Origin of the sequence: Rhizobium sp. BK376, assembly GCF_004341625.1 — a bacterium.
In the GTDB taxonomy this organism is placed as follows: Bacteria; Pseudomonadota; Alphaproteobacteria; order Rhizobiales; family Rhizobiaceae; genus Rhizobium.
Map to the genome: position 1 here is coordinate 515,091 of NZ_SLZG01000001.1, position 24,812 is coordinate 539,902.

The 24,812-nt window shown below is 60.8% G+C and carries 25 protein-coding genes; 17 read left to right on the forward strand and 8 right to left on the reverse strand.

Features of this window, described 5'->3' with window-relative positions; translation table 11 throughout:
- Positions 1–8: 8 nt before the first annotated feature.
- The 4 genes from iolC (at position 9) to iolB (ending at position 6,084) form a co-directional block, all read left to right on the forward strand.
- A complete protein-coding gene (gene iolC / locus EV561_RS02640; protein ID WP_132517306.1) occupies positions 9–1,943 on the forward strand; it encodes a 5-dehydro-2-deoxygluconokinase in 1,935 nt (644 codons plus the stop codon).
- A 165-nt stretch (positions 1,944–2,108) separates the two neighbouring features.
- Positions 2,109–3,959 (forward strand): 3D-(3,5/4)-trihydroxycyclohexane-1,2-dione acylhydrolase (decyclizing), encoded by a 1,851-nt coding sequence (gene iolD, locus EV561_RS02645; RefSeq protein ID WP_132517308.1) that lies wholly within the window; start codon positions 2,109–2,111, stop codon positions 3,957–3,959.
- A gap of 213 nt (positions 3,960–4,172) precedes the next feature.
- Positions 4,173–5,090 (forward strand): myo-inosose-2 dehydratase, encoded by a 918-nt coding sequence (gene iolE, locus EV561_RS02650; protein ID WP_132517310.1) that lies wholly within the window; start codon positions 4,173–4,175, stop codon positions 5,088–5,090.
- Positions 5,091–5,286: 196 nt separating this feature from the next.
- Positions 5,287–6,084, forward strand: coding sequence for a 5-deoxy-glucuronate isomerase (iolB, locus tag EV561_RS02655; protein WP_132517312.1), 798 nt, complete (start codon positions 5,287–5,289; stop codon positions 6,082–6,084).
- An 88-nt stretch (positions 6,085–6,172) separates the two neighbouring features.
- Here the strand turns inward: iolB and EV561_RS02660 are convergent, their stop codons facing one another.
- Positions 6,173–7,540 carry an MATE family efflux transporter gene (locus EV561_RS02660; RefSeq protein WP_132517314.1) on the reverse strand — a complete coding sequence of 456 codons (1,368 nt, stop codon included), beginning with the start codon at positions 7,538–7,540 and terminating at the stop codon, positions 6,173–6,175.
- A 68-nt stretch (positions 7,541–7,608) separates the two neighbouring features.
- Entirely contained in the window at positions 7,609–8,049 is a 441-nt protein-coding gene (locus EV561_RS02665) for a glyoxalase superfamily protein (RefSeq protein WP_132517316.1), read from the reverse strand.
- Between the two features lie 371 nt (positions 8,050–8,420).
- Here EV561_RS02665 and EV561_RS02670 point away from each other — a divergent pair, with 371 nt between their 5' ends.
- Positions 8,421–8,771 carry a hypothetical protein gene (locus EV561_RS02670; RefSeq protein ID WP_132517318.1) on the forward strand — a complete coding sequence of 117 codons (351 nt, stop codon included), beginning with the start codon at positions 8,421–8,423 and terminating at the stop codon, positions 8,769–8,771.
- Between the two features lie 61 nt (positions 8,772–8,832).
- On the opposite strand, the gene EV561_RS02675 is transcribed toward EV561_RS02670, so the two are convergent.
- Complete coding sequence (locus EV561_RS02675; protein WP_132517320.1) at positions 8,833–9,279, reverse strand: host attachment family protein; 447 nt, start codon at positions 9,277–9,279, stop codon at positions 8,833–8,835.
- A gap of 303 nt (positions 9,280–9,582) precedes the next feature.
- Between EV561_RS02675 and EV561_RS02680 the strand changes: the two genes are divergently transcribed.
- Complete coding sequence (locus EV561_RS02680) at positions 9,583–9,978, forward strand: PilZ domain-containing protein (RefSeq protein WP_132517322.1); 396 nt, start codon at positions 9,583–9,585, stop codon at positions 9,976–9,978.
- A gap of 85 nt (positions 9,979–10,063) precedes the next feature.
- Positions 10,064–11,176, forward strand: a complete 1,113-nt coding sequence (locus EV561_RS02685) for a pyridoxal phosphate-dependent aminotransferase (RefSeq protein ID WP_132517324.1) — start codon at positions 10,064–10,066, stop codon at positions 11,174–11,176.
- Positions 11,177–11,320: 144 nt separating this feature from the next.
- Here the strand turns inward: EV561_RS02685 and EV561_RS02690 are convergent, their stop codons facing one another.
- Positions 11,321–11,587, reverse strand: coding sequence for a sel1 repeat family protein (locus tag EV561_RS02690; protein ID WP_132517326.1), 267 nt, complete (start codon positions 11,585–11,587; stop codon positions 11,321–11,323).
- Between the two features lie 517 nt (positions 11,588–12,104).
- Here EV561_RS02690 and EV561_RS02695 point away from each other — a divergent pair.
- Complete coding sequence (locus EV561_RS02695) at positions 12,105–12,290, forward strand: hypothetical protein (protein WP_132517328.1); 186 nt, start codon at positions 12,105–12,107, stop codon at positions 12,288–12,290.
- 143 nt (positions 12,291–12,433) lie between these two features.
- A complete protein-coding gene (amn, locus tag EV561_RS02700) occupies positions 12,434–13,930 on the forward strand; it encodes an AMP nucleosidase (RefSeq protein ID WP_132517330.1) in 1,497 nt (498 codons plus the stop codon).
- Between the two features lie 12 nt (positions 13,931–13,942).
- On the opposite strand, the gene EV561_RS02705 is transcribed toward amn, so the two are convergent.
- Positions 13,943–14,161 (reverse strand): hypothetical protein, encoded by a 219-nt coding sequence (locus EV561_RS02705; RefSeq protein WP_132517332.1) that lies wholly within the window; start codon positions 14,159–14,161, stop codon positions 13,943–13,945.
- Positions 14,162–14,326: 165 nt separating this feature from the next.
- Here EV561_RS02705 and EV561_RS02710 point away from each other — a divergent pair, with 165 nt between their 5' ends.
- From EV561_RS02710 to EV561_RS02730, 5 genes are all read left to right on the forward strand, one after another.
- On the forward strand, positions 14,327–14,680 hold the full coding sequence (locus tag EV561_RS02710) for a YciI family protein (RefSeq protein WP_132517334.1): 354 nt from the start codon (positions 14,327–14,329) through the stop codon (positions 14,678–14,680).
- 14 nt (positions 14,681–14,694) lie between these two features.
- Positions 14,695–15,054, forward strand: a complete 360-nt coding sequence (locus EV561_RS02715; RefSeq protein WP_132517336.1) for a YciI family protein — start codon at positions 14,695–14,697, stop codon at positions 15,052–15,054.
- 3 nt (positions 15,055–15,057) lie between these two features.
- The gene (locus EV561_RS02720; protein WP_132517338.1) at positions 15,058–15,417 is read left to right on the forward strand and encodes a YciI family protein; all 360 of its coding nucleotides are present in this window, start codon (positions 15,058–15,060) and stop codon (positions 15,415–15,417) included.
- 10 nt (positions 15,418–15,427) lie between these two features.
- The gene (locus EV561_RS02725; RefSeq protein ID WP_132517340.1) at positions 15,428–16,669 is read left to right on the forward strand and encodes an RNA polymerase sigma factor; all 1,242 of its coding nucleotides are present in this window, start codon (positions 15,428–15,430) and stop codon (positions 16,667–16,669) included.
- Between the two features lie 90 nt (positions 16,670–16,759).
- Positions 16,760–17,116 carry a hypothetical protein gene (locus EV561_RS02730; RefSeq protein WP_132517342.1) on the forward strand — a complete coding sequence of 119 codons (357 nt, stop codon included), beginning with the start codon at positions 16,760–16,762 and terminating at the stop codon, positions 17,114–17,116.
- Positions 17,117–17,178: 62 nt separating this feature from the next.
- On the opposite strand, the gene EV561_RS02735 is transcribed toward EV561_RS02730, so the two are convergent.
- Positions 17,179–18,141 (reverse strand): lysylphosphatidylglycerol synthase domain-containing protein, encoded by a 963-nt coding sequence (locus EV561_RS02735; RefSeq protein ID WP_132518060.1) that lies wholly within the window; start codon positions 18,139–18,141, stop codon positions 17,179–17,181.
- Between the two features lie 91 nt (positions 18,142–18,232).
- Between EV561_RS02735 and EV561_RS02740 the strand changes: the two genes are divergently transcribed.
- Both EV561_RS02740 and EV561_RS02745 read left to right on the forward strand, forming a co-directional pair.
- A complete protein-coding gene (locus EV561_RS02740; RefSeq protein WP_132517344.1) occupies positions 18,233–19,252 on the forward strand; it encodes a glycosyltransferase family 2 protein in 1,020 nt (339 codons plus the stop codon).
- Complete coding sequence (locus EV561_RS02745; protein WP_132517346.1) at positions 19,245–20,741, forward strand: glycosyltransferase family 39 protein; 1,497 nt, start codon at positions 19,245–19,247, stop codon at positions 20,739–20,741. Before EV561_RS02740 ends, EV561_RS02745 begins: the two co-directional genes overlap by 8 nt.
- A 33-nt stretch (positions 20,742–20,774) precedes the next feature.
- On the opposite strand, the gene EV561_RS02750 is transcribed toward EV561_RS02745, so the two are convergent.
- Entirely contained in the window at positions 20,775–22,142 is a 1,368-nt protein-coding gene (locus EV561_RS02750; RefSeq protein WP_132517348.1) for an aspartate aminotransferase family protein, read from the reverse strand.
- A 101-nt stretch (positions 22,143–22,243) separates the two neighbouring features.
- Between EV561_RS02750 and EV561_RS02755 the strand changes: the two genes are divergently transcribed.
- On the forward strand, positions 22,244–23,626 hold the full coding sequence (locus EV561_RS02755) for a glutamine synthetase family protein (protein ID WP_132518062.1): 1,383 nt from the start codon (positions 22,244–22,246) through the stop codon (positions 23,624–23,626).
- Between the two features lie 58 nt (positions 23,627–23,684).
- Here EV561_RS02755 and EV561_RS02760 read toward each other — a convergent pair whose 3' ends face one another.
- On the reverse strand, positions 23,685–24,626 hold the full coding sequence (locus tag EV561_RS02760; protein WP_132517350.1) for a diacylglycerol kinase family protein: 942 nt from the start codon (positions 24,624–24,626) through the stop codon (positions 23,685–23,687).
- Positions 24,627–24,812: the final 186 nt, after the last annotated feature.

Below are 24,812 nucleotides of genomic sequence, written 5' to 3' on the forward strand. Positions count from 1 at the left end.
AGGACATCATGGCGCCATCCAATCCCGGCTCCTCGCCGGAGCCAACCCTCGATGTGATCACCATCGGCCGTTCCTCCGTCGATCTCTACGGTCAGCAGATCGGCTCGAGACTCGAGGACATTGCCAGCTTTGCCAAATCGGTCGGCGGCTGCCCGTCGAACATTGCGATCGGCACGGCGCGGCTGGGGCTCAAATCGGGTCTGATCACGCGTGTCGGCGATGAACAGATGGGCCGCTTCATCCGCGAGCAGGCGGCGCGCGAAGGCGTTGCGACCGATGGGATCGTCACGGACAAAGAGCGGCTGACGGCGCTGGTGCTTCTTGCCGTCGAGGCGGAAGGCGTCTCGCCGATGATCTTCTACCGCAGCGACTGCGCCGACATGGCGCTTTGCGAGGAGGATATAGACGAAAGCTTCATCCGTTCGTCCGGTGCCGTGCTGGTATCGGGTACGCATTTTTCCAAGCCGAACACCGAAGCTGCACAGCGCAAGGCGATCCGCATCATCAAGGCCAACGGCGGCAAGGTGATTTTCGACATCGACTACCGGCCGAACCTCTGGGGTCTTGCCGGCCATGCGGAAGGCTTCGAGCGCTACGTCAAGTCCGATCGGGTTACCGACAAGATGAAGACGACGCTGCCCGACTGCGATCTCATCGTCGGCACCGAAGAGGAAATCCTGATCGCATCCGGCGCCGACGACGTGCTCGGAGCGCTGAAGGAAATCCGCCGCCTGTCATCGGCAACAATCGTGCTGAAGCGCGGCGCCATGGGCTGCATCGTCTATGACGGACCGATTTCCGACAATCTCGAGGATGGCATTGTCGGCCAGGGCTTTCCGATCGAGGTCTTCAACGTACTCGGCGCCGGCGATGCCTTCATGTCCGGCTTCCTGCGCGGCTGGCTGAAGGGCGAAGCGCTAAAGACCTGCGCCACATGGGCGAATGCCTGCGGCGCCTTCGCGGTCTCCCGCCTGCTCTGCGCGCCGGAATATCCGACCTGGGCGGAACTCGACTTCTTCCTGACCAAGGGAAGCAAGCACCGGGCGCTGCGCAAGGACGAGACGATCAACCACATCCACTGGGCTTCGACCCGTCGAGACGAGATTCCGCTGCTGATGGCGCTGGCGATCGACCACCGCTCGCAGCTCGTCAGCGTCTGCGACGAACTCAACGTGCCTTATGAGCGAATCGTCGCCTTCAAGCGGCTGGCCGTCGAGGCTGCCGCGCGCGTCGCCAATGGCCGGCAAGGCTACGGCATGCTGATCGACGAGCGATTCGGCCGCGACGCCTTCTTCGATGCCGCAACCAAGAACTTTTCCTGGATCGGTCGTCCGGTGGAGCTGCCGGGCTCGAAACCGCTGCGCTTCGAATTCAGCCAAGACATCGGCTCTCAGCTGGTGGAATGGCCGACGAACCATTGCATCAAATGTCTCTGCTTCTATCATCCCGACGATCCGGCGGATCTGAAGACCGAGCAGCAGGAGAAGCTCCGTACGCTCTTTGAAGCAGCGCGCAAGGTCGGCCGTGAGCTGCTGGTCGAGATCATTTCCAGCAAGAACGGACCTTTGACCGACGACACCGTCTCGACCGCCATGGAAGAACTCTACGCGCTCGGCATCAAGCCGGACTGGTGGAAGCTGGAGCCGCAGGCCTCGGCGGCGGCATGGAAAAAAATCGATGCCGTGATTGCCAAAAATGATCCATGGTGCCGCGGTATCGTGCTGCTTGGCCTGGAGGCGCCGGCGGAGGAATTGCTGAAAGGTTTCGAGGCGACGCTCGCCGCACCATCGGTCAAGGGCTTTGCCGTCGGCCGGACGATCTTTGCCGATGCCGCCCGCGCCTGGATGTCTGGCGGCATGAACGACGAGGAAGCGATATGGGATATGGCCGGACGCTTCAGGCATCTGACGGAAGCGTGGCTTAGGACGCGCGGTTTGAATTGAGAATTTACCCTCCCCTTGAGGGGGAGGGTCGAGCGAAGCGAGGGGTGGGGTGATCTGCCGCGATCTCATACGTTGAGGCGTGTCACCCCTACCCGCGCGTTCCGCGCGACCTCCCCCCTCAAAGGGGAGGTTAAGGCAAATAGAGCGAAGGTTCGGGAGGACCCGATGGGCAAGACGATCAGACTGACGATGGCGCAGGCCGTCGCACATTTCCTCGCCAAGCAGATGACCGTGATCGACGGCAAGACGGTGCCGATCTTCGGCGGTGTCTGGGCGATCTTCGGTCACGGCAATGTCGCGGGCATGGGCGAAGCGCTCTACCAGGTTCGCGAGGAACTGCCGACCTATCGCGCCCATAACGAGCAGGGCATGGCGCATGCCGCGATCGCCTATGCCAAGGCGAGCTTCCGCCGGCGCTTCATGGCCTGCACGACCTCGATCGGCCCCGGTGCGCTCAACATGATCACTGCTGCGGGCGTTGCACATGTCAACCGCATCCCCGTCCTCTTCCTGCCCGGCGACGTCTTTGCCAATCGCGCGCCCGATCCCGTGTTGCAGCAGATCGAGGATTTCGGCGACGGTACGGTTTCGGCCAATGACGCCTTCCGTTCCGTTTCCCGTTATTTCGACCGGATCACCCGACCCGAGCAGATCATGTCGGCGCTGAAGCGGGCCATGCAGGTTCTGACCGATCCGCTCGATTGCGGTCCCGTCACGCTGGCGCTCTGCCAGGATGTCCAAGCCGAAGCCTTCGACTATCCCGAGAGCTTTTTTGCCGAGCATGTCTGGACGCATCGCCGGCCGCAGCCTGACGCCGATGAACTGGCCAACGCCATCGCCCTGATCCGCAAGGCCGAACGGCCCGTGATCATCGCCGGCGGCGGCGTGCTCTATTCACAGGCGACCAAGGAGCTGACGAGCTTTGCTGAAACGCACGGCATTCCCGTTGTGGTTACCCAAGCCGGCAAGTCGGCGATCGACGAACGCCATCCGCTGGCGCTCGGCTCCGTCGGCGTGACGGGAACCTCAGCCGCCAATGCGATTGCCGAGGAAACCGATCTTGTGATCGCGGTCGGCACGCGCTGCCAGGATTTCACGACAGGTTCCTGGGCGCTCTTCAAGAACGAAAAGCTTCAGATGATCGGGCTCAATATCGCCGCCTATGATGCCGTGAAGCACAATAGTCACCCCCTGGTGACCGATGCCCGCGAGGGGCTCAAGGCCCTGTCCGCCGGCCTCTCCGGCTGGAAGGCATGGCCAGCGCTCTCTGAGAAGGCCGCGAGCGAAAAGAAAGTCTGGATGGAAGCCGCCGCCAAGGCGATGGCGCCGACCAATGCCGCCCTGCCCTCGGATGCGCAGGTCATCGGCGCCGTGTCGCGCACTATGGGCGGCGAAAACACGATCCTGCTCTGCGCCGCCGGCGGCCTGCCGGGCGAATTGCATAAGCTGTGGCCGGCCACCGCGCCGGGCAGCTACCACATGGAATACGGCTTTTCCTGCATGGGATACGAGATCGCCGGCGGGCTCGGCGCCAAGATGGCGCGGCCGGACAAGGACGTCGTCGTTATGGTCGGCGACGGCTCCTACATGATGCTGAATTCCGAGCTGGCGACCTCGGTCATGCTCGGCCTGAAGATAACTATCGTCCTGCTAGATAATCGCGGCTATGGCTGCATCAACCGCCTGCAGATGGCGACCGGCGGGGCTAACTTCAACAATCTGCTGAAGGATGCCCGCCACGAGATCATGCCGGAGATCGACTTCCGGGCACATGCAGCTGCAATGGGTGCGGTTGCAGTCAAGGTCTCCTCGATTTCGGAGTTGGAACAGGCGATCGAGGCTTCGAAGAAGAACGACCGCAGCTCCGTCATCGTCATCGACACCGATCCGCTGATCACCACGGATGAAGGCGGCCACTGGTGGGATGTCGCCGTGCCCGAGGTCAGTCCTCGCGATGAGGTCAACAAGGCCCGTGCGGCCTATGAGAAGGCGCTGACCGCGCAGAAAATCGGCTAAATGGATACTGAGCGTTAGCGCAAGGAGCCCCTCATCCGCCCTTCGGGCGCCTTCTCCCCGTTGGGGAGAAGGGGGAACGAGACGGCGCGGCATCCCCTTCTCCCCACGGGGGTCCGAAGGACGGGACGAGACCGGTGGCTCGTCCCCGGGTGGCGGCAGCCGGATGAGGGGGCCGCGCTCACTGATTTGAGAGAATGACGAGGAGAAATAGCAATGAAGGCCAAACTCGGCATGTCGCCCATCGCGTGGTGGAACGACGATCTTCCTGAACTCAGCGACGACGTATCGCTGGAGGAATGCCTGCGGCAATCACGCGGCGCCGGCTTTACCGGCATGGAACAGGGACGCCGCTTCCCCAATAATCCCGCCGAGATGCTGCCGATCCTGCGCGCGGCTGACGTCACACTCTGCGGCGGCTGGTTCTCGGGCACGCTCGTCAATGAAGAGCTTGCCTCCAACAAGGACCGCATCGGGCCGATGATCGAGCTCTTCAAGGCGGTCAACGCGCCGTGCATCGTCTATGGCGAAGTCGGCCGCTCGATCCAGGGCGACCGCTCGAAACCGCTCGCGACCAAGCCACGACTCTCGGACGACGAGATGAAGGCCTATGGCCGCCGCGTCACCGAATTCGGCGAATGGTGCGCCGATCAGGGCATGCCGCTTTCGTACCATCATCACATGGCCGCGGTCGTCGAGACGGAGCCGGAACTCGATGCCTTCATGCGCAACTCAGGCGCGGGCATTCCGCTTCTGCTGGACGCAGGGCACCTCGCCTTTGCCGGCGGCGACGTGCTGCGGGCGATCGACAATCACCATGCCCGCATCAACCACGTTCACGTCAAGGATATCCGCCAGCCTGTTATCGACGGGCTCGATCGTAACCGGCAATCCTTCCTCGACGCGGTGGCGCTCGGTGCCTTCACCGTGCCGGGCGACGGCTCGCTCGATTTCGGCGCGATCGTCAAGCGCTTTGCCGATTACGGCTATGAGGGCTGGTTCGTCGTCGAGGCCGAGCAGGATCCGCGCAAGGCGCCGCCGCAGAAGATGGCCGAGATCGGCCATGCGGAGCTGATGCGTGTGATGACGGCTGCGGGCTATACGGTGGAGACGGAAGGGTTTCCGAAGGGGTGATAGGGTCGCAAGGCCTCTCCCCAACCCCTCCCCACAAGGGGGAGGGACTTAATTCGCGGCGCCCCCTCGCCAAATTCGGGCCTCCAGCTGAATGCAATGTGTCTGCGGGAATGCAGACGGTGCAGCGGGTTGGCCCCTCCCCTTGTGAGGAGGGGTTGGAGAGGGAATTTCTCGAAACAACTGAGGAGAAACACCCATGCCAAACCTCAAGGTAAAACCATCCGGCACCCATGGCCGCGTCACGCATGTCACTCCCGAAAACGCGGGTTGGACTTATGTCGGCTTCGACATGCATCGGCTGAAGGCGGGCGAAACCGTGTCGGGCGAGACGGGCGAGCGCGAGGTCTGCCTCGTCTGGGTCAGCGGCAAGGGCACGGCGAAGGCAGGCACGCGGGATTTCGGGCTGCTCGGCGAGCGCATGAGCCCGTTTGACGGCGCGCCGCATGCGCTCTACATCCCAATGGAATCGACATGGACGGTCATCGCCGAGACGGATCTCGAGCTTGCGGTCTGCTCGGCGCCGGGCGGCGGCAGCTATGAGGCGAAGGCGATCCCGCCGGGGACGCATCCGGCGCTGACACGCGGCAAGGGCACGAATGTGCGCTACGTCAACAATATCATGCCGGAGGACGACGGCTCGGCGCATTCGCTGCTCGTCGTGGAGGTGATCACGCCGGGCGGCCACACCTCATCCTATCCGCCGCACAAACATGATCAGGACGACCTGCCGAACGAGAGCTTTCTGGAGGAGACCTATTACCACCGGCTCAACCCGCCGCAGGGCTTCGGCTTCCAGCGAGTCTATACGGACGATCGCTCGCTCGATGAGGTGATGGCGCTGGAAGACGGCGACGTGACGCTGGTGCCCAAGGGCTACCATCCCTGCGCCGCCTGCCATGGCTATGATCTCTATTATCTCAACGTCATGGCCGGGCCGAAGCGCGTCTGGAAATTCCACAACGCCGTCGAGCATGAGTGGCTGTTGAAGGCGTGATCCTCGGCTTCTCCCTCATTCCTGTGCTTGTCACAGGAATGAGGGTCAAGTTTGCCGGCGCGGCTGCACTATCAAGCGGCACGCCTCATCAAGCGGGCAACAACCCATACCGCCAGCCGCGCGCCTTCGCGAGCCTTGAGAGCACGACGGCGCCGATGACGAGCATGCCGCATTCCGCAAAGACCGGAACCATCCAGATGCCGATTTCGCCGAAGATGCGCGGCAGCAGGAAGGTCAGCGGCAGTATGAAGACATAGGGCCGCGACAGGCCGAAGATGGCTGCCCTCTTGGCATCACCGATCGCCTGAAAATATCCTGACAGCACGATCATCTGGCCGAAGAGGAAATAGGCGCCGACCGTCCAGGGCAGGATGCGGGAAACCTCGGCGATGAGAACGGGATCGGCGACGAAGATGGCGCCTAGCCGGGTCGCAAGACTTTCGACCGACAGCTCTACGGCGGCGCAATAGATGAGGGCCGACAGAAGCGCGATCTGCACGCTGCGCCCAACGCGATCCATTCGTCCGGCGCCAAAGTTGTTGCCGCAGATCGTTTGGAAGGCGATGTTGAGGCCGAGCAGTGGCAGGTAGGCGAAGGTCATGATCCGGGTGATGATGCCGTAGGCGCCGACGGTCGCGACATAGTTCGAGCTTTCGAAGAGCGACAGGTTGAAGATGACCGCCGCCGATCCCAGCGAAATACCGATGAAGCCGAGGCTCATCGGCGCGCCCAGCGCGATGATCGCCTGCCATTCGCGCGGATGAAATGTCCTGATGGGGCGAAGTGCCGAGGCATGCCGCCAGCGGAAAAGCAGGACGGCCGCGAGGCAGATCGCCTGCGCGGCAACGGTGCCGATGGCGGAGCCTGCAACGCCCCACTGCATGACAGCAATGAGGAACCAGTTGGCGAGGATATTGAGCAGCGTCGAAGCAAGCGTGACCGCCGTCATGAAGCCAATCCGCCCCTCGCATCTGAGGGCATCGATGTTGAGCGACAGGAAGAAGGCAACCGGCGAGGAAGCGATCATGACCGCCATGAACTGCCCGGCATAGGCCGCGACTCGGCCATCTCCCGCTGCCGCCGCTTCTATGATGCCGGGGCCGATCAGCCAATAAACGGCGTTCAGCGCTGATATAACAAGGATAGCAAGGACATGGGCAGCGGCGAAGGTCTGGCGGGCAGCCTCGCGATTTCCGGCGCCGAACTGGCGCGCCAGGATGCTCGCCATGCCGTTCGACACCAGCGACTGCAGCGCCACCATCACCATCAGGCCGGGGAAGATCAGCGTCACGGCCGAAAGCGCGTCGGGACCGACATAGGCTCCGAGAAAATAGGCATCGACCACGGCAAAAAAGCCGCTGATCGTGGTGATCAGGATGATCGGCGCTGCCGTGCGGGCAAAGACCTGCGGCAGCGGGCCGGTGAGAAAGCTATTCTGTTCGGGATTGTCTCTCATCTTGTAAAATCCATTAATCGGCCTCCCGCGAAAGCGAGATGGTCGACGAGAACCACAGGTTGACGCAATTAGAGGTCGAGCACCAGATGCGGCACACCATTCGACGTCTTGCGCGGCGAAATGCCGTTCTCGTCGATTTGGGCGTTGATGCGCTGGCGGAAGGCCGAAAAGCTCTCGAAGGTCACCACATCCACGGGCTCGTCGAAGTGGATGGTGATTTTGTATTGGCCGCTGCCGGAAAGTTCCTGCAAGGCGAGCACCTTGCCGGTAAAGGTTTGGTCGAGATAGCGGCCCTGGACCTCTGCGCCGACCGAAATTCGGCTTGCCGGCGGCGTGTTGGGCTTGGCGGCGAGCGCCGACAGCGTGTTCCAGTCGCGCGCGCCATGTTGCTGCGCCACGAGTTCAAGTGCGGCGCTATGCGATACGGGCGTGCCGCGATCGGTCATGGCCTGGCGCAAACGCTTGGCCTGCGCCTTGAGGTCGTCGATGGAGGGATAGAGAGTCGTCACGGATTCTGGCCTTTCAAGGCATGCCATTTCGACTTCGCAGGGGGCTCGCATTACCAACAGTCAGCATGCACCGGATTGGCTGTGACGTGTCTCAACAAGGCTTCACCATGGACTCTTCGTCCGCGAGCGGCAGGTGCCTTGAACCGACAGGTGATATGCGTGAAATAGCCGGCAATGTCAATTCAGCGCCGGATGAGCCATTTGCTCACCTTGGGATGAGCCATTTGCTCACCTTGGAATGTCTCATCTGCCTGTTTTTCCGACACCGGCCACAAAAATTGTGCAACAATATCTTGCATTTGAGTGATCTAGGTCGGGCTTTCTAAACAATCATGTCCTATTCTGATCCCATAAAAACAGCGGAGGGTAACATGCCCTTTCAGACGCACCTCGACAAGCAGCATCCCCAGCCCGAACGCGCATTGGAAGAATTCTCCATCGACCGTCCCGGGGGCATTATCCTCATCGGCCATCATCTCAGCACCAGCCAGCAGATTCGCTGCCTCATTCGCACGATCTCGCTTTCGGGCGCTGTCATAGAGGTCAATTCCGGGATCGAAGTGCCCAACCACTTCTTCCTCGAAATCCTCGGCATCAAGGACGAAATCGGCTCCACGCTCGTCAAGCGCGACGGCGCCATGGCGACCATCAGCTTCAACATGCTGCTCAATCCGGAATTCCTGCATCACGTCCTGCGGCTGGACTTCGAGACCAGTCACTGAACGGCAAAGGCGCGGCCCGCCCAAGCGGACCACGCCTTGTTTTTCAGCTTAGCAGGGGATGTCAGGCTGCAAGATGCCGCTCGATCTGATCGATGGGGAAATTCGTCAGGTCTTTCGGGACCTCCACTGATATCGCAGCCTGTACGTCGGCACTAAAATTCGCGCGCAAGGCGCCGAGCGCCTTCGGTGGCGCTACGATCACGATCCGCTTTGCCTCCTTCTCATGCACCAGTTCGTTCAGCTTTGTTGCAACCTCCTTCAGAAACTGCTCTTCTGCCTGATCGTGCCAACTGATCTCTTCGACGGCACTGCCGCTCATGCCATCCGCGGCATGCGACCGGCCCGGCTTGTCGGTTCCGATCTCCCGGTCCGCCTCGTTCGGTTGCGTCAGGGTTTCGTGCACCTGCAGGTTCAGCAGTTCGGCGTCGCCGGCGTTTTGCAAGATCAACGCTTTGGCACCATCGCAAACCACCACCCACGACTTCCACGGAACCGTGATTCTATCCATTGTTCTGTCCTCGCAATGTTTGTTCAGCGCATCCTTGCGATGTGCCATCTCACCATGGACTAACGTCCGACGGCGCGGAGGGTTCGAAGAAATGTGGCAGCATTTTACCTGCGCCTGCGCTCCAGCGTTGATGGGGCACCCCGACACGGCAACCCTGCAGAGCAGACGGCGAAAGACCGCGAGCGGGGCCACTCACAAATCACGGAGTTTCTAAAATTCTAACGTTCTCGTTGACGAAAGCACAAAACCTTCGTGCAAGCCTCGCCGGTGTAGGATCGAAATCAGTTCGATCGACAACGAGGAATGACTATGCTTCGCGCAACGCATCTGGCTAAGGTCAAATCCGAAGTTTATGAGCACCAATGGGAGCGCTTCTATGTGCAGCGGCCTGCACGCCTCGTCGCGGTGCGACCCTGTCTGACAGGGGTTTCCATTCGTAGCGCAGAGATCATCGATATCTCCCAAGGCGGCGCCACATTCGTCGTCGGCACGACTGTCGGGCTGTCGCAGCATTACTATCTCAATATTCTCGGCCTTGCCTATCGTATCGGTTGCGCGGAGAAGCATCGCAGCGACAACAGGGTCACGGTCCGCTTCATCAATCTGCTAACTCCAGAGACGCTCCGCCTCGTCGTCCGCGCCGATTTCATGATCGGCAATACGGAGGCAATGGCGGCGCGCGGTATTCGTAGGCACTGACGCCAGGATCACTCGGACTGTTGCAACGGCGATGCAAGCGCCTATTGTGCGTGCGTCTTGCAAACAGTCCGGGAAAACAGTCAGAATGTCCGCCTTCTCGCGCATCACGCCGCTGATCAGCGCCCTGCCCTCCACAGTTCCTTTCGTCGGTCCGGAAGCGCTGGAACGCCAGCGTGGCCTGACCGTCCAGGCCCGCATCGGCGCCAATGAAAACGGCTTCGGCCCAGCGCCCTCGGTGCTGCAGGCAATGCGCGAAGAAGCCGGCGATATCTGGAAATATAACGATCCGGAAAACTTTGCGCTGAAGGAGGCACTGGCCGCCCATCTCGGCGTCAAACCGGCCAATGTCTGCGTTGGCGAAGGCGTCGATGGACTGCTCGGCCTGATCGTCCGAATGGTGGTCGAGCCGGGCACGCCTGTCGTGAACTCGCTGGGCGGCTACCCGACCTTCAATTTCCACGTCGCCGGATTCGGCGGCCGACTGGTCACCGTTCCCTATGTCGATGATCGCGAGGACATCGGTGGCCTTCTCGACGCCGTCAAACGCGAGAACGCGCCGCTGGTCTATTTCGCCAATCCGGACAACCCGATGGGAAGCTGGTGGGATGCCGACAAGGTCGTAACCTTCGCGCGGGCATTGCCGGAAACCACGCTTCTCGTGCTCGACGAAGCCTATTGCGAGACGGGGCCGGCAAGTTCCGTGCCCGCGATCTCCGACCTGATCGATATGCCGAACGTGCTGCGCACCCGCACCTTCTCCAAGGCCTATGGCCTTGCAGGCGCTCGCGTCGGCTATGTCATCGGCACGCCGGAGACGGTTCTCACTTTCGACAAGATCCGCAATCATTTCGGCATGAACCGGCTCTCGACCGTTGCGGCACTCGCGGCGCTGAAGGACAAGGCCTATCTGAAAGACGTCATCGGCCGCATCCATGCGGCGCGCGAGCGCATCGGGAGGATCGCTCGCGACAACGGGCTTTCGCCGCTCGCCTCCGCAACCAATTTCGTGACCATCGATTGCGGCCGTGACGGGGTCCATGCGAAAGCCATCGTCGATGGTCTGATCCAGCACGGCGTCTTCATCCGCATGCCCGGAGTGGCGCCGCTCAACCGCTGCATCCGCGTCAGCGTGGGGCCGGATCGCGATCTCGATCTCTTTGCCGAAGCCCTGCCGAAAGTGCTGGGCACGCTTCGATAGCGCATAAACGAAAAGACCGCGCCGGCCTTGTTTCGACCGGTCGCGGTTCTTTCATATGGCCGCCGCCCCTGTCCGGATTGCGGCCGCTTCCCCCTCTTTTGAGGTTGTTATTTCTGGAGTCTCGTTGAACTGCGCCGAGTTGCCTCAGTGCATCGTCATCCATTCGCGAGCGGCGCGAAGGGCAGCAGCCAGTTCCATCTTGGAGAGCGTAGCACCGACGTCGGCGCGCAGCTCGGCCGCACGATCGCTGCCCTTGATGGCGGCGATGTTGAGCCATTTGTGCGCGGCGACGAGATCGATGTCGCAACCGCGGCCGGTTGCGTACATCAGACCCATTTCACAGAAGACGTCGGCGTTATTGTCGCCACCCATGGTGGCCATTTCAGAAGTCGTCATTTCGAAGCGTGCCATTGGTTTTAATCCCTGTTTCAGCCTGTTGGTTACTACCCTGTCTTACCTTCCGGACCGCGCTGTCTATCGCAGCTTTTTGTCCTTCCGGGCGGCGGGTTTGCCCCGCTCGTTTGATGGCTTCACTATCGCAGACGGCTTTCAAAAAACGCCTAAAATGCATGATTAATTCGATGCAAACAAAGTGCAAATGCTTGGTAAACTTGGGTTTTTGTTAAACATCACATCCCTTGCAAATTAAGGACTTTTGCGAGACTTTTACGAAAAATTCAGACTTGGATTTAAACGGATTATTCACCCTAAAATCAGCTCTCTTTCGAGCCGATGTTATTTTCTTCCCATCAGAAGCCCCGCAAATCCCGGCTTTTCGAGCTCGCGCTTCCACCGTTCAAGGGCATCGCACCGGTATGATGTTCAGTCGCTCCCGGTATTCACCAAGCTGAACGCCCGATGAACCCGCCTCTCAGCAACGGTTCAGCCCAACCATGTCAAAACTGCGTCAACGATGGGGCAGGTTCAGATGCAGGACACGAGTATGGTCGTCATGGCGCGGCGTTTGGTAATTATCATGCTGTTTGGTGCGATCTTCGCATTCACGTTTTCGACTGCCGTTCAATATGGCGGCCGCAGCGGGGCACAGTCGCATTTCGGCGCCAGCTTCACCTGCGTGCAGCAGGGAAGCCCATATTGCACGACAATCCAGTAAAAACCGGCGGGCCAGTAAGAATCGGCGGGTAGGAGACTAATTTCCGTCCAATCCGAGCAAATCCGCTCGAAAATAGCGGCGAAATCTTCCTTTGGGCACCTTCGCGTCGTTTGCTTGTCAAGGACAACCCTCTATAATGCGCCATGACAAAACGAATCTCTTCTTTACTCGACATCTCCTCGCCACCAGCATTTCATCCGCAAAGCTTCGACGACCCCGCAAAGGCCGTTGAGGTCATCATAGAGCTTTACGAGCGCAACACCGCTTTCCTGATCAACAGCTTCGCTGAGCTGGCGAAGGGCGCGCCGATCGAGCAGCGCTACCGCGCCTTCTATCCGCAGGTCAGCATCGAGACGACAAGCTTCGGCCATGTCGACTCCCGCCTCTCCTATGGTCACGTCACGGCTCCCGGCGTCTATACGACGACGATCACACGGCCGAAGCTTTTCCGGCATTACCTGGAAGAACAGCTTGCGCTGCTGATCCGCAGCCACAATGTGCCGGTCGTAGTTTCGGAATCGGCGACGCCGATCCCGCTGCACTTCGCCTTCGGCGAAGGGGCACATGTCGAGGCTTCGGCTTCGGCCTTCGTCGATATCCCGCTGCGCGATATCTTCGATACGCCCGACCTCAACACCACGGACGACGAAATCGCCAACGGCGAATATATCCCGCCGCCGGGCGAGCCCTCGCCGCTTGCCCCCTTCACGGCGCAGCGCATCGACTATTCGCTTGCCCGCCTCGCCCACTATACGGCGACGAGTGCCGCGCACTTCCAGAATTTCGTGCTGTTCACGAACTATCAGTTCTACATCGACGAGTTCTGCAGCTGGGCCCGCAAGCTGATGGCGGATGGCGGCGACGGCTACACCGAGTTCGTCGAACCCGGCAACATCGTCACCAAGGCCGGCTCCAGCCAGCCGGAGACGGATGCCGTGCTTTCGCGGCTGCCGCAGATGCCTGCCTATCACCTCAAGAAGAAGGGCCATGCCGGGATCACGATGATCAATATCGGCGTCGGCCCTTCCAACGCCAAGACGATCACCGACCACGTTGCTGTGCTCCGCCCGCATGCCTGGCTGATGCTTGGCCATTGCGCCGGCCTGCGCAACAGCCAGCGCCTTGGCGACTATGTGCTGGCTCACGCCTATATGCGCGAGGATCACGTGCTCGACGACGATCTGCCGGTCTGGGTGCCGATCCCGGCGCTGGCCGAAGTCCAGGTGGCGCTCGAGGCGGCCGTTGCCGAGATCACCGGCTATGAGGGCTTCGAGCTCAAGCGGATCATGCGTACCGGCACCGTCGGCACGATCGACAACCGCAACTGGGAACTGCGCGACCAGGCAGGGCCCGTGAAGCGGCTCTCCCAGGCGCGCGCCATCGCACTCGACATGGAGTCGGCAACGATTGCCGCCAACGGCTTCCGTTTCCGCGTTCCCTACGGCACGCTGCTTTGCGTTTCCGACAAGCCGCTGCACGGCGAGCTGAAATTGCCGGGCATGGCGACGGCCTTCTATCGGACACAGGTCAACCAGCATCTGCAGATCGGCATCCGCGCCATCCAGAAGCTGGCGGCCATGCCGACGGAAGCGCTGCATTCGCGCAAGCTCAGAAGCTTCTTCGAGACCGCTTTCCAATAGACCTGCCGCGGCTCATTCCGCGTCGGACGGACCTTGCAAACGATCGGCTGCAATTGCCTGCAGCCGGTCGTTTTTGTTTTCATAGGCCAGGTTCAGCGACCCGACCATAAGGGCAAAGACCCCGAAGCCTATGGCAAGCCGCCAGCCGAGGCCTTTCATCTCCCCCGACTGCATGAGTTCTTCTTCCGTCAACCGTCTCGGGCGCAACAGCGCGAAACCCCAGGGGTACATGAGCGTCTCTCCTCATTTGACATGACGGAAGCTTATCGAATGGGGAGTCGCGTTTTCGACAGCAGTCGATGATCGAAAAAAATCGAATGTGAAGGCATGATGGCTGTCGATTTGCCCGATGCCCGTTCGTCCATGTCCGTCAGCAGATGCAGGGAGGAGAATCCGATGAAATATCTTTGTCAGGTCTGGTTCGAGAGCGCGAAGCTCGAAGCCATGTCGAAGGAGGAGAAGGAGACGCTGGACCGGGACTCGTTGGCTTATGACGAGCGACTGGTGGAGAGCGGGCATATGATCGTCGCCGAAGCGCTGCAGTCGCCACGCTCGGCGGTAACAGTCAGAATGCGCAATGGCGAGATCTTGGCGACCGACGGTCCCTATGCCGAAACCAAGGAGCAGCTCGGCGGCTTCATCCTGATCAATGCCAAGGACCTCAATGAGGCGATCCGCATTGCCGGCGGCATCCCACTTGCCAAGATGGGCAGTATCGAAGTCCGGCCGATCCATTCCTTCGACAAGTAAGCCGGGAGGCGATCATGAAATTTCTCTGCCAGGTCTGGTTCGATACCGCCGAGATCAGCAACATCTCCGAAGAGGACGGCAAGCGGCTGACCGCCGACTCCATCGTCAACGACGACAGATTGCGAGCGAGCGGACATCTCCTGGAAGCGCAGGCGCTTCGCGCACCTTCCACGGCGATGACAGTCAGCGTCAGGGATGACAAGATGTCTGTCACCGACGGCCCATTTGCGGAGATCAAGGAACATCTCGGTGGTTTCGTGCTGATCGAGGCCCGCGACATGGAAGAGGCAATCCGCATTGCGGCCACCTTCCCCGTCGCCAGATATGGCAGAATAGAAGTCCGTCCCGCCTATTCGATCAAGGAGGAGTGTTGAGCCATGCGTTATGTCTGCCTCATTTATAATTCCGCCGATACCGACGGCACGCTGACATCTGAGGAAACCGATGCGCTGATCAAGGCGCATTTCAGCTTCGACGACACACTCCGGCAAAGCAGCGCATTGATCTATGCCGACGCGCTTGAAATGCCCGACAAGGCATCCGTTCTGCGCGTGCGCGACGGACATGTTTCCCTGACCGACGGTCCCTATGTCGAGACCAAGGAGCATCTCGCCGGTTTCTATGTGATCGAGGCGGCCGACGATGCCGAGGCACGCGAGATCGCGGCCAGCATCCCTTCAGCCCGATATGGCGCAGTGGAATTGCGGCCTGTCCGACTCCTAACATTGCCGGAATGAGGTATCCCGTTTGGAGACAGTGATCGAGGAGGTTTACCGATCCCAGTCGCGGCGCGTGCTTGCGACGCTGATCCGCCTGCTCGGCGATTTCGACCGTGCGGAGGAAGCCTTGCATGACGCCTTTGCCGCGGCGGCGCGGCAGTGGCCGGTCGATGGCCTGCCCGGCAATCCCTATGCGTGGCTGGTGTCGACCGGCCGCTTTCGCGCCATCGACCAGCTACGGCGACGTGCCCGTTTCGACGCTTCGCAGGCTGATATCGTCGACAGCCTTTATCCGGAGGGCGAGATGATCGAGAGCATCGATGGCAACGAGATCGAAGACGACATGCTGCGGCTGATCTTCACCTGCTGCCATCCGCTCCTGCCGAGAGACGCGCAGATGGCAATGGCGCTGCGGGAAATCTGCGGCCTGACGACTGAGGAGATCGCGCACGCCTTCCTCGTGCCTGCACCGACGATTGCACAGAGGATCGTGCGGGCAAAGAGCCGTATCCGTACGGCCAACCTTCCCTACGAGGTGCCGGACAAGGCCGCCTTACCGGACCGGCTGGGAGCAGTGCTGCACGTGATCTATCTCGTCTTCAACGAGGGATATCTCGCCTCGTCAGGCGAGGAGCTGATCAGGGCCGATCTGGCCTCGGAGGCGATCCGCCTCGGCCGGACGCTCGCCGGCCTGCTGCAGCACTCCGAAATCTCGGGCCTGCTGGCGCTGATGCTGCTGCAGGATTCGCGGCGGTTTGCCCGAACCGATGCGAAGGGCGAGCTCATCCTTCTATCGGATCAGAACCGCTCGCTCTGGAACAGGGAGATGATCCGCGAAGGGCTGGAATTGGCAGACGATGTCCTGCGTAACGGGGAGATTGGCCCCTACACGCTACAGGCAGCGATCGCGGCGGAACATGCCCGTGCGGCGCGGCCGGAAGACACGGACTGGAGCCGGATCGCAGATCTCTACGGGCGCCTGCTCGAGATCCAGCGCTCGCCGATCGTCGAGCTCAATCGGGCCGTGGCGATTTCGATGCATGAGGGACCGGCGAGCGGCTTGCGGCACGTGAATGCCATTCTGGAACGCGGCGATCTCCAGAAATATCATCTTGCGCACTCCGCAAGGGCTGACTTTCTGCGCCGGCTGGGCCGAACCGAGGAGGCGCGGCAGGCCTATGAGACCGCGTTGATCCTTTGCCATCAGGCTTCCGAACAGGCCTTCCTGCGCCGGCGACTGGCCGAGCTTGCGGCAAGCAAAGAGGATTAGGGTGTAAACCCATGAACTTGGCGGCATATTAATGCTAACGCTTGCCTGACAAATCTCGATTTTCCAGTATATTGATGGGAGACTTTTGTTTTGAGCGTCTTTGGGTTTAGCAAAACGGAGAAGGTCTGGGGGCTGAGACGCAGCATAGTCCTGGATATGATCGGTTGGTGGATCGAGCAAGCCGGGCCTCGACCGTATCTTCTTAAAATCAAGCAGAGCTACGACCACGGATACAATCACGGTGACCTCACGGAGGTTGAGGACATCGATAAGGCCGAGTTGCGCGATTTGGTGCAGTTGATGTTGAAGATCGGTTACGAGCGCCAATTGCGACGGGACGAGGCGGCGACATCGCGAGTGCGGGAGAGCCTAGCTGAGTTTCTGTGGCTTCTTAACGGCGAGCTTGAAGGTACGCCATTTCATCAGCAGATGGACAGCTTGGAATAGCCTGATCGGCCGGTCAGTCCACATCTGGCTACGCGTTTATGATTGAACGTCCTAGCGCCCGATCAGCGCGTTTTCCGCTTGGGCACGAGAAGCGCCAACGCCGTGCCGGTCAGGGCTGACACGACGATCAGGAGATGGGTGTTGATGCTTGCCTGCGCCAATATATCCAGCGCCTCCTTCTGCCGCGATGCGCCGAAGGCGATGGCGCCGGCGGTAATGCCGGCGGGATAGGTTCCGACGCCGCCCGGCGCATGCACGGGGAGAACCGACGAGAGTTCACCGCCGAGCGCGCCGCCGAAGCTTGCGGCAAATGGCGCCACCTGCATCAGGCCAAGCGCCCAGGCGAGGACCGCGACCTTGACCAGCCAGTTCACGATTGTCGTCATCCACGCGCGCGCAAAGGCAGCGGCATCTGCCGGCAGGCCGCGCTCGATTTCGTCCACCAGCGCCTTCGCCTTGGCGGGCAGCACCTTTGCAGCAAGCCGGATCAGCGGTCGTCTCAGCGCGAAGGCTGCGACGGGTACCAGCAGGAAGCAGAGCCAGACGACCCAGGCAAGAATGCGATGAGGCGACGCGATCGCAAGGCCGACGCCCGCTGCAGCGAGCAAGGCGTGAAGATCGAGAAGCCGCATGACGAGGAGCGCCGACGTGGCCCGGGCCAACGGGATGCCGAATTCGGAGCGCATCAAGACGGGGAAGCTGGTTTCTCCCGTGCGAAAGGGCATCATGATGTTCAGCAGATTGTGTATCTGCGTGACGCGGAACAATGTGCCATAGTGGCCAGCCGTTTCGCGCGGAAAATAGTCATAGAAGCGCCAGGTGCGAAGAAAATAGGTACTGGTCAGCAGGAGCAGCGCGACCAGTATCGGGACCACGCCGACTTCAGCCCACTGCGCCAGGATGGAATTCCATCCCCAGAACCACTCAATGAATGCGGCATAGGCGAAGACGACGACCAGTGTCAGCAGCATCATGCGGTTGCGAATAAACCAGGATTGTCGGCTGGCAACCATCGGAGTCTTCATGTAGTTAAGGCCCAACACGAGCGACGGCTGGCAGCCGGACATACCGCTCAATCCGTCCGACCGTTTGACGGTCTTTTAGGAGAAAGAAGAGTTGCAGACAACGGCAGAGTCTATCCGGGCAGTTACGGATGCAGCGGGCCCGGTCGAGCTTTCGCTGGTCGTGCCGGTTTTCAACGAGGAAGAAAGCGTCGGGCCACTGATCGAGCGCATCACTTCGGCGATGGTCGGTTTTTCCAGGCCTTGGGAACTGATCCTTGTCGATGACGGCAGCACCGATGCCACCCTTGTCAACGCTCGCCGTGCTCTCGGCCAGGAAGGCCTGGTTCTTCGCATCATCGAGCTGCAGCGCAATTTCGGCCAGACGGCTGCCATGCAGGCCGGTATCGATGCCGCGACCGGCCGGCTGATCGCCACCATGGATGGCGACCTGCAGAACGATCCGAAGGACATCCCCTCGATGGTGGCCGAGCTGGAGCGGCGGGAGCTCGACCTGCTCGTCGGCTGGCGTCAGAACCGGCAGGACGGCCTGTTTCTTCGCAAGATCCCGTCCTGGTGCGCCAACTATCTGATCGGCCGCATCACCGGCGTGAAGCTCCACGATTACGGCTGCAGCCTGAAAATCTACCGCGCCTCGATCATCAAGCAGGTGAAGCTGATGGGCGAGATGCATCGCTTCATCCCGGCCTGGGTCGCAGGCGTCGTTCCGAGCTCGCGCATCGGCGAGATGGTCGTCACGCACCATGCCCGCCAGCACGGCAAGTCGAAATACGGCATCTCGCGCACCTTCCGCGTTATCCTCGACCTGCTCTCGGTCATGTTCTTCATGCGCTACAAGGCGCGGCCGGGGCATTTCTTCGGCTCGCTCGGGCTTGGGCTCGGTGCGCTTTCAGTGCTGATCCTGCTGTGGCTTTTCGTTTCGAAGTTCATCTTCGGCGACGATATCGGCAACAGGCCGCTGCTGCTGGTCGGCGTGGTCCTGCTCTTGGGATCCGTGCAGATGATCACGACCGGCATCCTCGCCGAAATGATCGCGCGCACCTATTATCGCGACGACGCATCGCCAAACTACATCGTCCGCAAGATCTTCGATCGGGATAATAAGGATGCATAAACTTCTGGTCCGCCGACCAGATGCCGTCATTCTTCTGATCGCCGGCTACTTCGTGCTCGAATTCCTGACGCGCATGGCGATGCCGCACAGCATGCGCTACGACGAGTCGCAGCAGGTCTTCTTCTCGCAATGGCTGACGCTCGGCTACGACTCCCAACCACCGCTCTACAACTGGCTGCAGACGCTGTTCATATCGATGTTCGGCCTGTCGCTGGCGGCGATCTCGATCGTCAAGAACATCGTCCTGTTCCTGATCTACCTGACCTATTACAAGCTGGCGCGGCTAGTTCTGTCAGACAAGGTCTTTGCCGTCATCGCGACGCTGTCGCTCTTGACCATCCCGCAGTTTTTCTGGGAGGCACAGCGCGATCTGACCCATACCGTCGCGCAGCTGCTGACGATCAATCTCTTCCTCTACGGTATCATCCGCACCCTGAAAGCGCCGTCGCTGACGACCTATCTCTTCATGGGCGCAGCGCTCGGCCTCGGCATGCTGTCGAAGTACAATTTCGCGCTGCTGGCAGCGGCAGCCCTTGTTGCGGTTTGGATGCATCCGCAGGGCAGAGCGCGGCTGTTCGACAAGCGTTTCCTGCTGACGGTCGTCGTAGCAGTTCTCATCTTTCTGCCGCACGGCCTGTGGCTCGTCCACAATCTCGGTCTCGCCTCGGGCCGCACGCTCGGGATCATGGAGCAGGATGCGCCGAAAGACGGCATCATAAAGATCATCCAGGGACCGCTTGAGTTCATCGAACTGGTGGCGGTCATCTGCGCGCCGACGCTCGTGTTCTATTCGCTGGTCTTCGGCAAGACGCTCTTTGGCAACCTGCGCCAGACGGACGAATGGACGCGTTTCTTCGAAACGCTGCTGCTGGTCATCGGACTACTGGTGCTGGTGCTGATCCTCGGCATCGGGATGACGGCACTGCGCGACCGCTGGCTTTTGCCCTTCCTGTTCCTGCTGCCGATCTATCTCTGCCGGAAGATGGAGATCGCGGGCGTGAGAGGCGAGGATTTCGCCAAGCGCTTCGTCTATATCCCGCTGGCAATGATGCTGATCATCCCGACACTTCTGCTGACGCGGGTGACTTTCCCCGGGCTCTTCAAGTCCTACGAAGCCTACAACGTGCCCTATGCCGCCTTCATGCAGCAGGTGGTGACCGAGGAAGGCAAGAAGCCGGGTCTGGTCCTGACCGACGACTGGTTGCCTGCCGGCAATCTGCGCCTGCAGGTTCCCGATGTGCCTGTCATGTCGATGTTCTTCTCGAACCTGAAGATTGGCTACCAGTGGACGGCCGACAAGCCCATCCTGCTTGCCTGGCTGCCGAAGAAGGGTGCGGATGACATGCCGGCCACGCTGACCGCGTGGCTGCACGACACGCTAGGCCCGGACTATGCCGCTCCGGCAGTCAAGCAAGCGCAGGTTCCCTATATCCACGGGCGGGATGGCGATACTTACCGCTTTTACTATTCGTGGGTCTATCCGAAGTAAGACCGCCGGACGGCCGGGACAAAAGCAGAAAGCCTAGGCTCGCCGCTCCTGCCAGACGGCGTCGAGCGCCTGACGGGCGATACGGACCATCGTGTCCACCTCTTCATGGGTGATGATCAGCGGCGGAGAAGCCAGCATACGGTCGGAGGTTGCGCGTAACACAAGCCCGTTTGCCAGCGCGTGATTGCGGACCGCCGTGCCGGCCGCATCCGGCTTGGCGAAGCGGCGGCGGGTCTTCTTGTCGGCCGCAAGCTGCAACGCGCCCATCAGCCCGACACTGACAGCCTCTCCCACCATGTCATGATCGGCAAGGCTGCCCCAGGCCTTCGCGAAATAAGGGCCGATGTCGTCGCGGACGCGCCCGACCAGCCGCTCCTCCTCGATGATCCGCAGGTTCTCGAGGGCCGCGGCCGCACAAACGGGATGACCGGAATAGGTGAAGCCGTGATTGAATTCACCGACCTCGTTGATGAACACATCGGCGATGCGGTCGCTGATCAGTACGCCGCCGATCGGCAGGTAGCCTGACGACAAGCCTTTGGCGACGGGGACGACATCGGGCTCGACGCCATAATATTGATAACCGAACCATTCGCCGAGCCGCCCGAAACCACAAATGACTTCGTCGGCGACCAGAAGGATGTTCCGCGCCTTGCAGATACGGGCAATTTCCGGCCAGTAGGTCGCGGGCGGGATGATCACTCCGCCAGCGCCCTGGATCGGCTCGGCGACGAAAGCGGCGACATTCTCTTCGCCGAGTTCGTCGATCTTCTCCTCCAACTCCCTTGCGACCTTCAGGCCGAATTCTTCCGGCGACAGATCGCCGCCCTCGGCATACCAATAGGGTTGGTTGATATGAACAACGCCCGAGATCGGCAGGTCGCCCTGCTCGTGCATGTATTTCATGCCGCCCATGCTGGCGCCGGCGACGGTCGAGCCGTGATAGGCGTTGCGCCTCGCGATCACGATCTTCTTCGTCGGCTTGCCCACCGCACCCCAGTAGACGCGCGCCATGCGGAACCACGTATCGTTGGCCTCGGAGCCTGAATTGGTGAAGAAGACATGGTTGAAATGCGCGCCGGCATGGGCACAGACCTTCTCCGCCAGAAGTGCTGCCGGCGTGGTCGTCGTTCCGAAGAATGTGTTGTAGTAGGGAAGCTCGTTCATCTGCCGCGCCACGGCCTCGGCAATCTCGGTTCGGCCATAGCCGATGTTGACGCACCAGAGGCCGGCAAAGCCGTCCAGATATTTCTTGCCCGTCGCATCGAAGATGTGCGAGCCCTCCCCGCGCTCAATGATGCGCGTGCCCTCCGCGTTCAGCTTCTTCATATCGGTGAAGGGATGAATATGGTGGGCGGCGTCGACGGCGGCGAGGTTGGACGGGCGGCTTGTGTCGGACATCGTTTGCAACAATCCTTCATCTGCTTGGCCTTGGGGCGGCTTGCCCCGGGGGTCCGTTCGGAAAGGCGGAATTGAAAGGCCGATCCCGATCGTTTACGACCATGACGTCGGCAAGGGGGATTTTCAAGAGCATGTCGGATGGAACTGCAACCGGAAAGACAGGTGGCGGCATGCCTCGGATCGAGGTGCTGACGATCGACATGAATGGCCGGTTGCGCGGGAAGCAGTTGCCGATCGATGCCGAAAAGAAGATTTGGGAGGGCGGCGTCCGCCTGCCGCTGTCGACGCAATCGCTCGACATCTGGGGCGACGACAATGACGATCTGACCGGGCTGTCGCTGACAATCGGCGATCCGGATGGAACCTGCGTTGCCGATCCGCGCACCCTGGTCGACATGCCCTGGGCTGCGGCGGGATCGCGGCAGGTGCTGGCAAGCATGTACGAACTCGACGGCCGGCCGAGCTTCATGGATCCTCGCGCCATCCTGTCTGCGATGGTCGACCGCTTCAAGGCGATGGGGCTGACGCCTGTCGTCGCGACGGAACTGGAATTCTACATTGTCGGGGATGACTGGCGCGAGCGCGGCATCCCCTCGCCGCCGTCAAAGCTGACCTATCGCGGCGAACCGAATGGCTTCCAGCTCTACGACATGGATGCGGTCGACCTGCTCGACGACTATTTGGAAACGCTGCGCAACTATGCGAAGGCGCAGAACCTGCCGGCGGATGCGACCACTGCTGAGTTCGGCCCCGGCCAGTTCGAAGTGAACCTTTTGCATCGCGCCGATGCATTGGCTGCCGCTGACGATTGCATCCTGCTCAAGCGGATTGCCGAGCAGGCAGCGCGGCGGCATGGTTTCAAATCCACCTGCATGGCCAAGCCCTATACGGACCACGCCGGATCCGGCCTGCATGTGCATGTCAGCGTCATCGACGAGCAGGGCCTCAACATCCTGGATGCAGCGGGTGGCGAGCCAACCAAGCTGAAGTCCATCTGCGCCGGCCTGCTGCAGACATTGCAGGATGCACAGCTGGTTTTCGCGCCCTTCGCCAATTCATACCGACGCTTTCAGCCGGGCTCCTTCGCACCAATCGATCTGACCTGGGGGTTTGGCCATCGCGGCACCGCCGTTCGCATCCCCGAACAGAATGGACCGGGGGCACGAATCGAACACCGTGTGGCCGGCGCCGACGCCAATCCCTATCTGGTCGTGGCCGCAATTCTTGGTGGAATTCTGCGCGGGCTGGAATGCGATCTAGATCCCGGCGAGGAGACGACGCCGAGCCATGTGCCAACAGATGCGCCAAAACTGACTCACGACTTCCTGACTGCCGTCGAGCGTCTTCGCGCGTCCGTCTTCATTACCGACATCTTTGGCGATCGCTATCAACGACTCTATGGCGACACCAAATACAAGGAGGCGGTGCGCCATCTGCGAACGGTGTCGGACTTCGATTATCGGACCTACCTGCCGCGACTCTGATCGGCGTGCCCAGAGCATTTCCGAACGCAAACCGCATGACACTTTTGCTGGAATTGTTCTAGACGGCTTCGCTTTCCGCTTCCCGGGCCAGCCGTCTCGCAGTCCCCTGCCTTACCATCACCTTCAGCTCGCCTGGATGCGCCCTTAAGGAAACGTCCTGTGCCAGCGGTGAGAGTTCGCCATCCATGACACAGTTGGCCTTGGGACTCATTTTCGGGAAATGCAGGTCCAGCATTTGCGTATGCATCACCTTGAGGTCGGCATTCTCGCGAAAGCGGCCGCGCAACATGTCGACGGCCAGGCGGGCGACGCCTAAGGGCTTCATGGGCTTTGCGGTGTAGAAACCGAGCGTGCCTGTCGTCAGGTCGTCGGCATAAAACAGCGTGTTTTGTCCGAACGGATTATTGGACACCGATATCGCGGAAACATGCCGGCGCTCGCGAATTTCGTCAGCGCAGAACTCCACATCGAATTCCGGAGGATTGAACACGACGCCGAAGGCGGCGCGCATGCTTGCCGACATCTTGCCGATGCGGGAGCGATAGGTGAAGTTGTTGCGGTACCGGACCATGCGGGCATGCATGCCCGCCGAAAACTGGTGGATGAAGGGCCTGCCGTTGGCGCTGCGGATATCGACATGTTCGACATCGCCATAGGCCAGCACGTCGAGAACATTCCATATGTCCAACGGCAGGCGCAGTGAGCGAGCAAACAGGTTCATCGTGCCGGCCGGGATGACGCCCAGCGCAATACCATTTCTCCAGGCAACGCTGGCGGCCGCCGAAATTGTTCCATCCCCGCCGCCGGCGACGATGCCATCGATATCGTCACGTCGGGCGGCGCGCTGCATTGCAGGGACGATATCCCTGCCGGCGATTACGATGCCTTCGAAATCGTGGCCCGCCTCACGAAAAACCTGTTCCGCCCTCTGCTCATAGACAGCCATGTCAGTCGTCCTGAACGTACCGCCGTCGCGATTGAAAAAGCCGATCAGTTTCATCGAGGATCCCGGTTTTCCTCAGCCCAGCACCCGCGCCAAACATGACGCGCAGGGCAGCCGTGACACTTTCAATCTGCTCCACAATTTCATCCCTCGATCGATGCCGTTTCAAAGGAATTCTACAGGAGCCTGGCGCATCTGAAGGACAACCCACTCCTTCGATGCATCTGGAGAAATGGTCTCCCC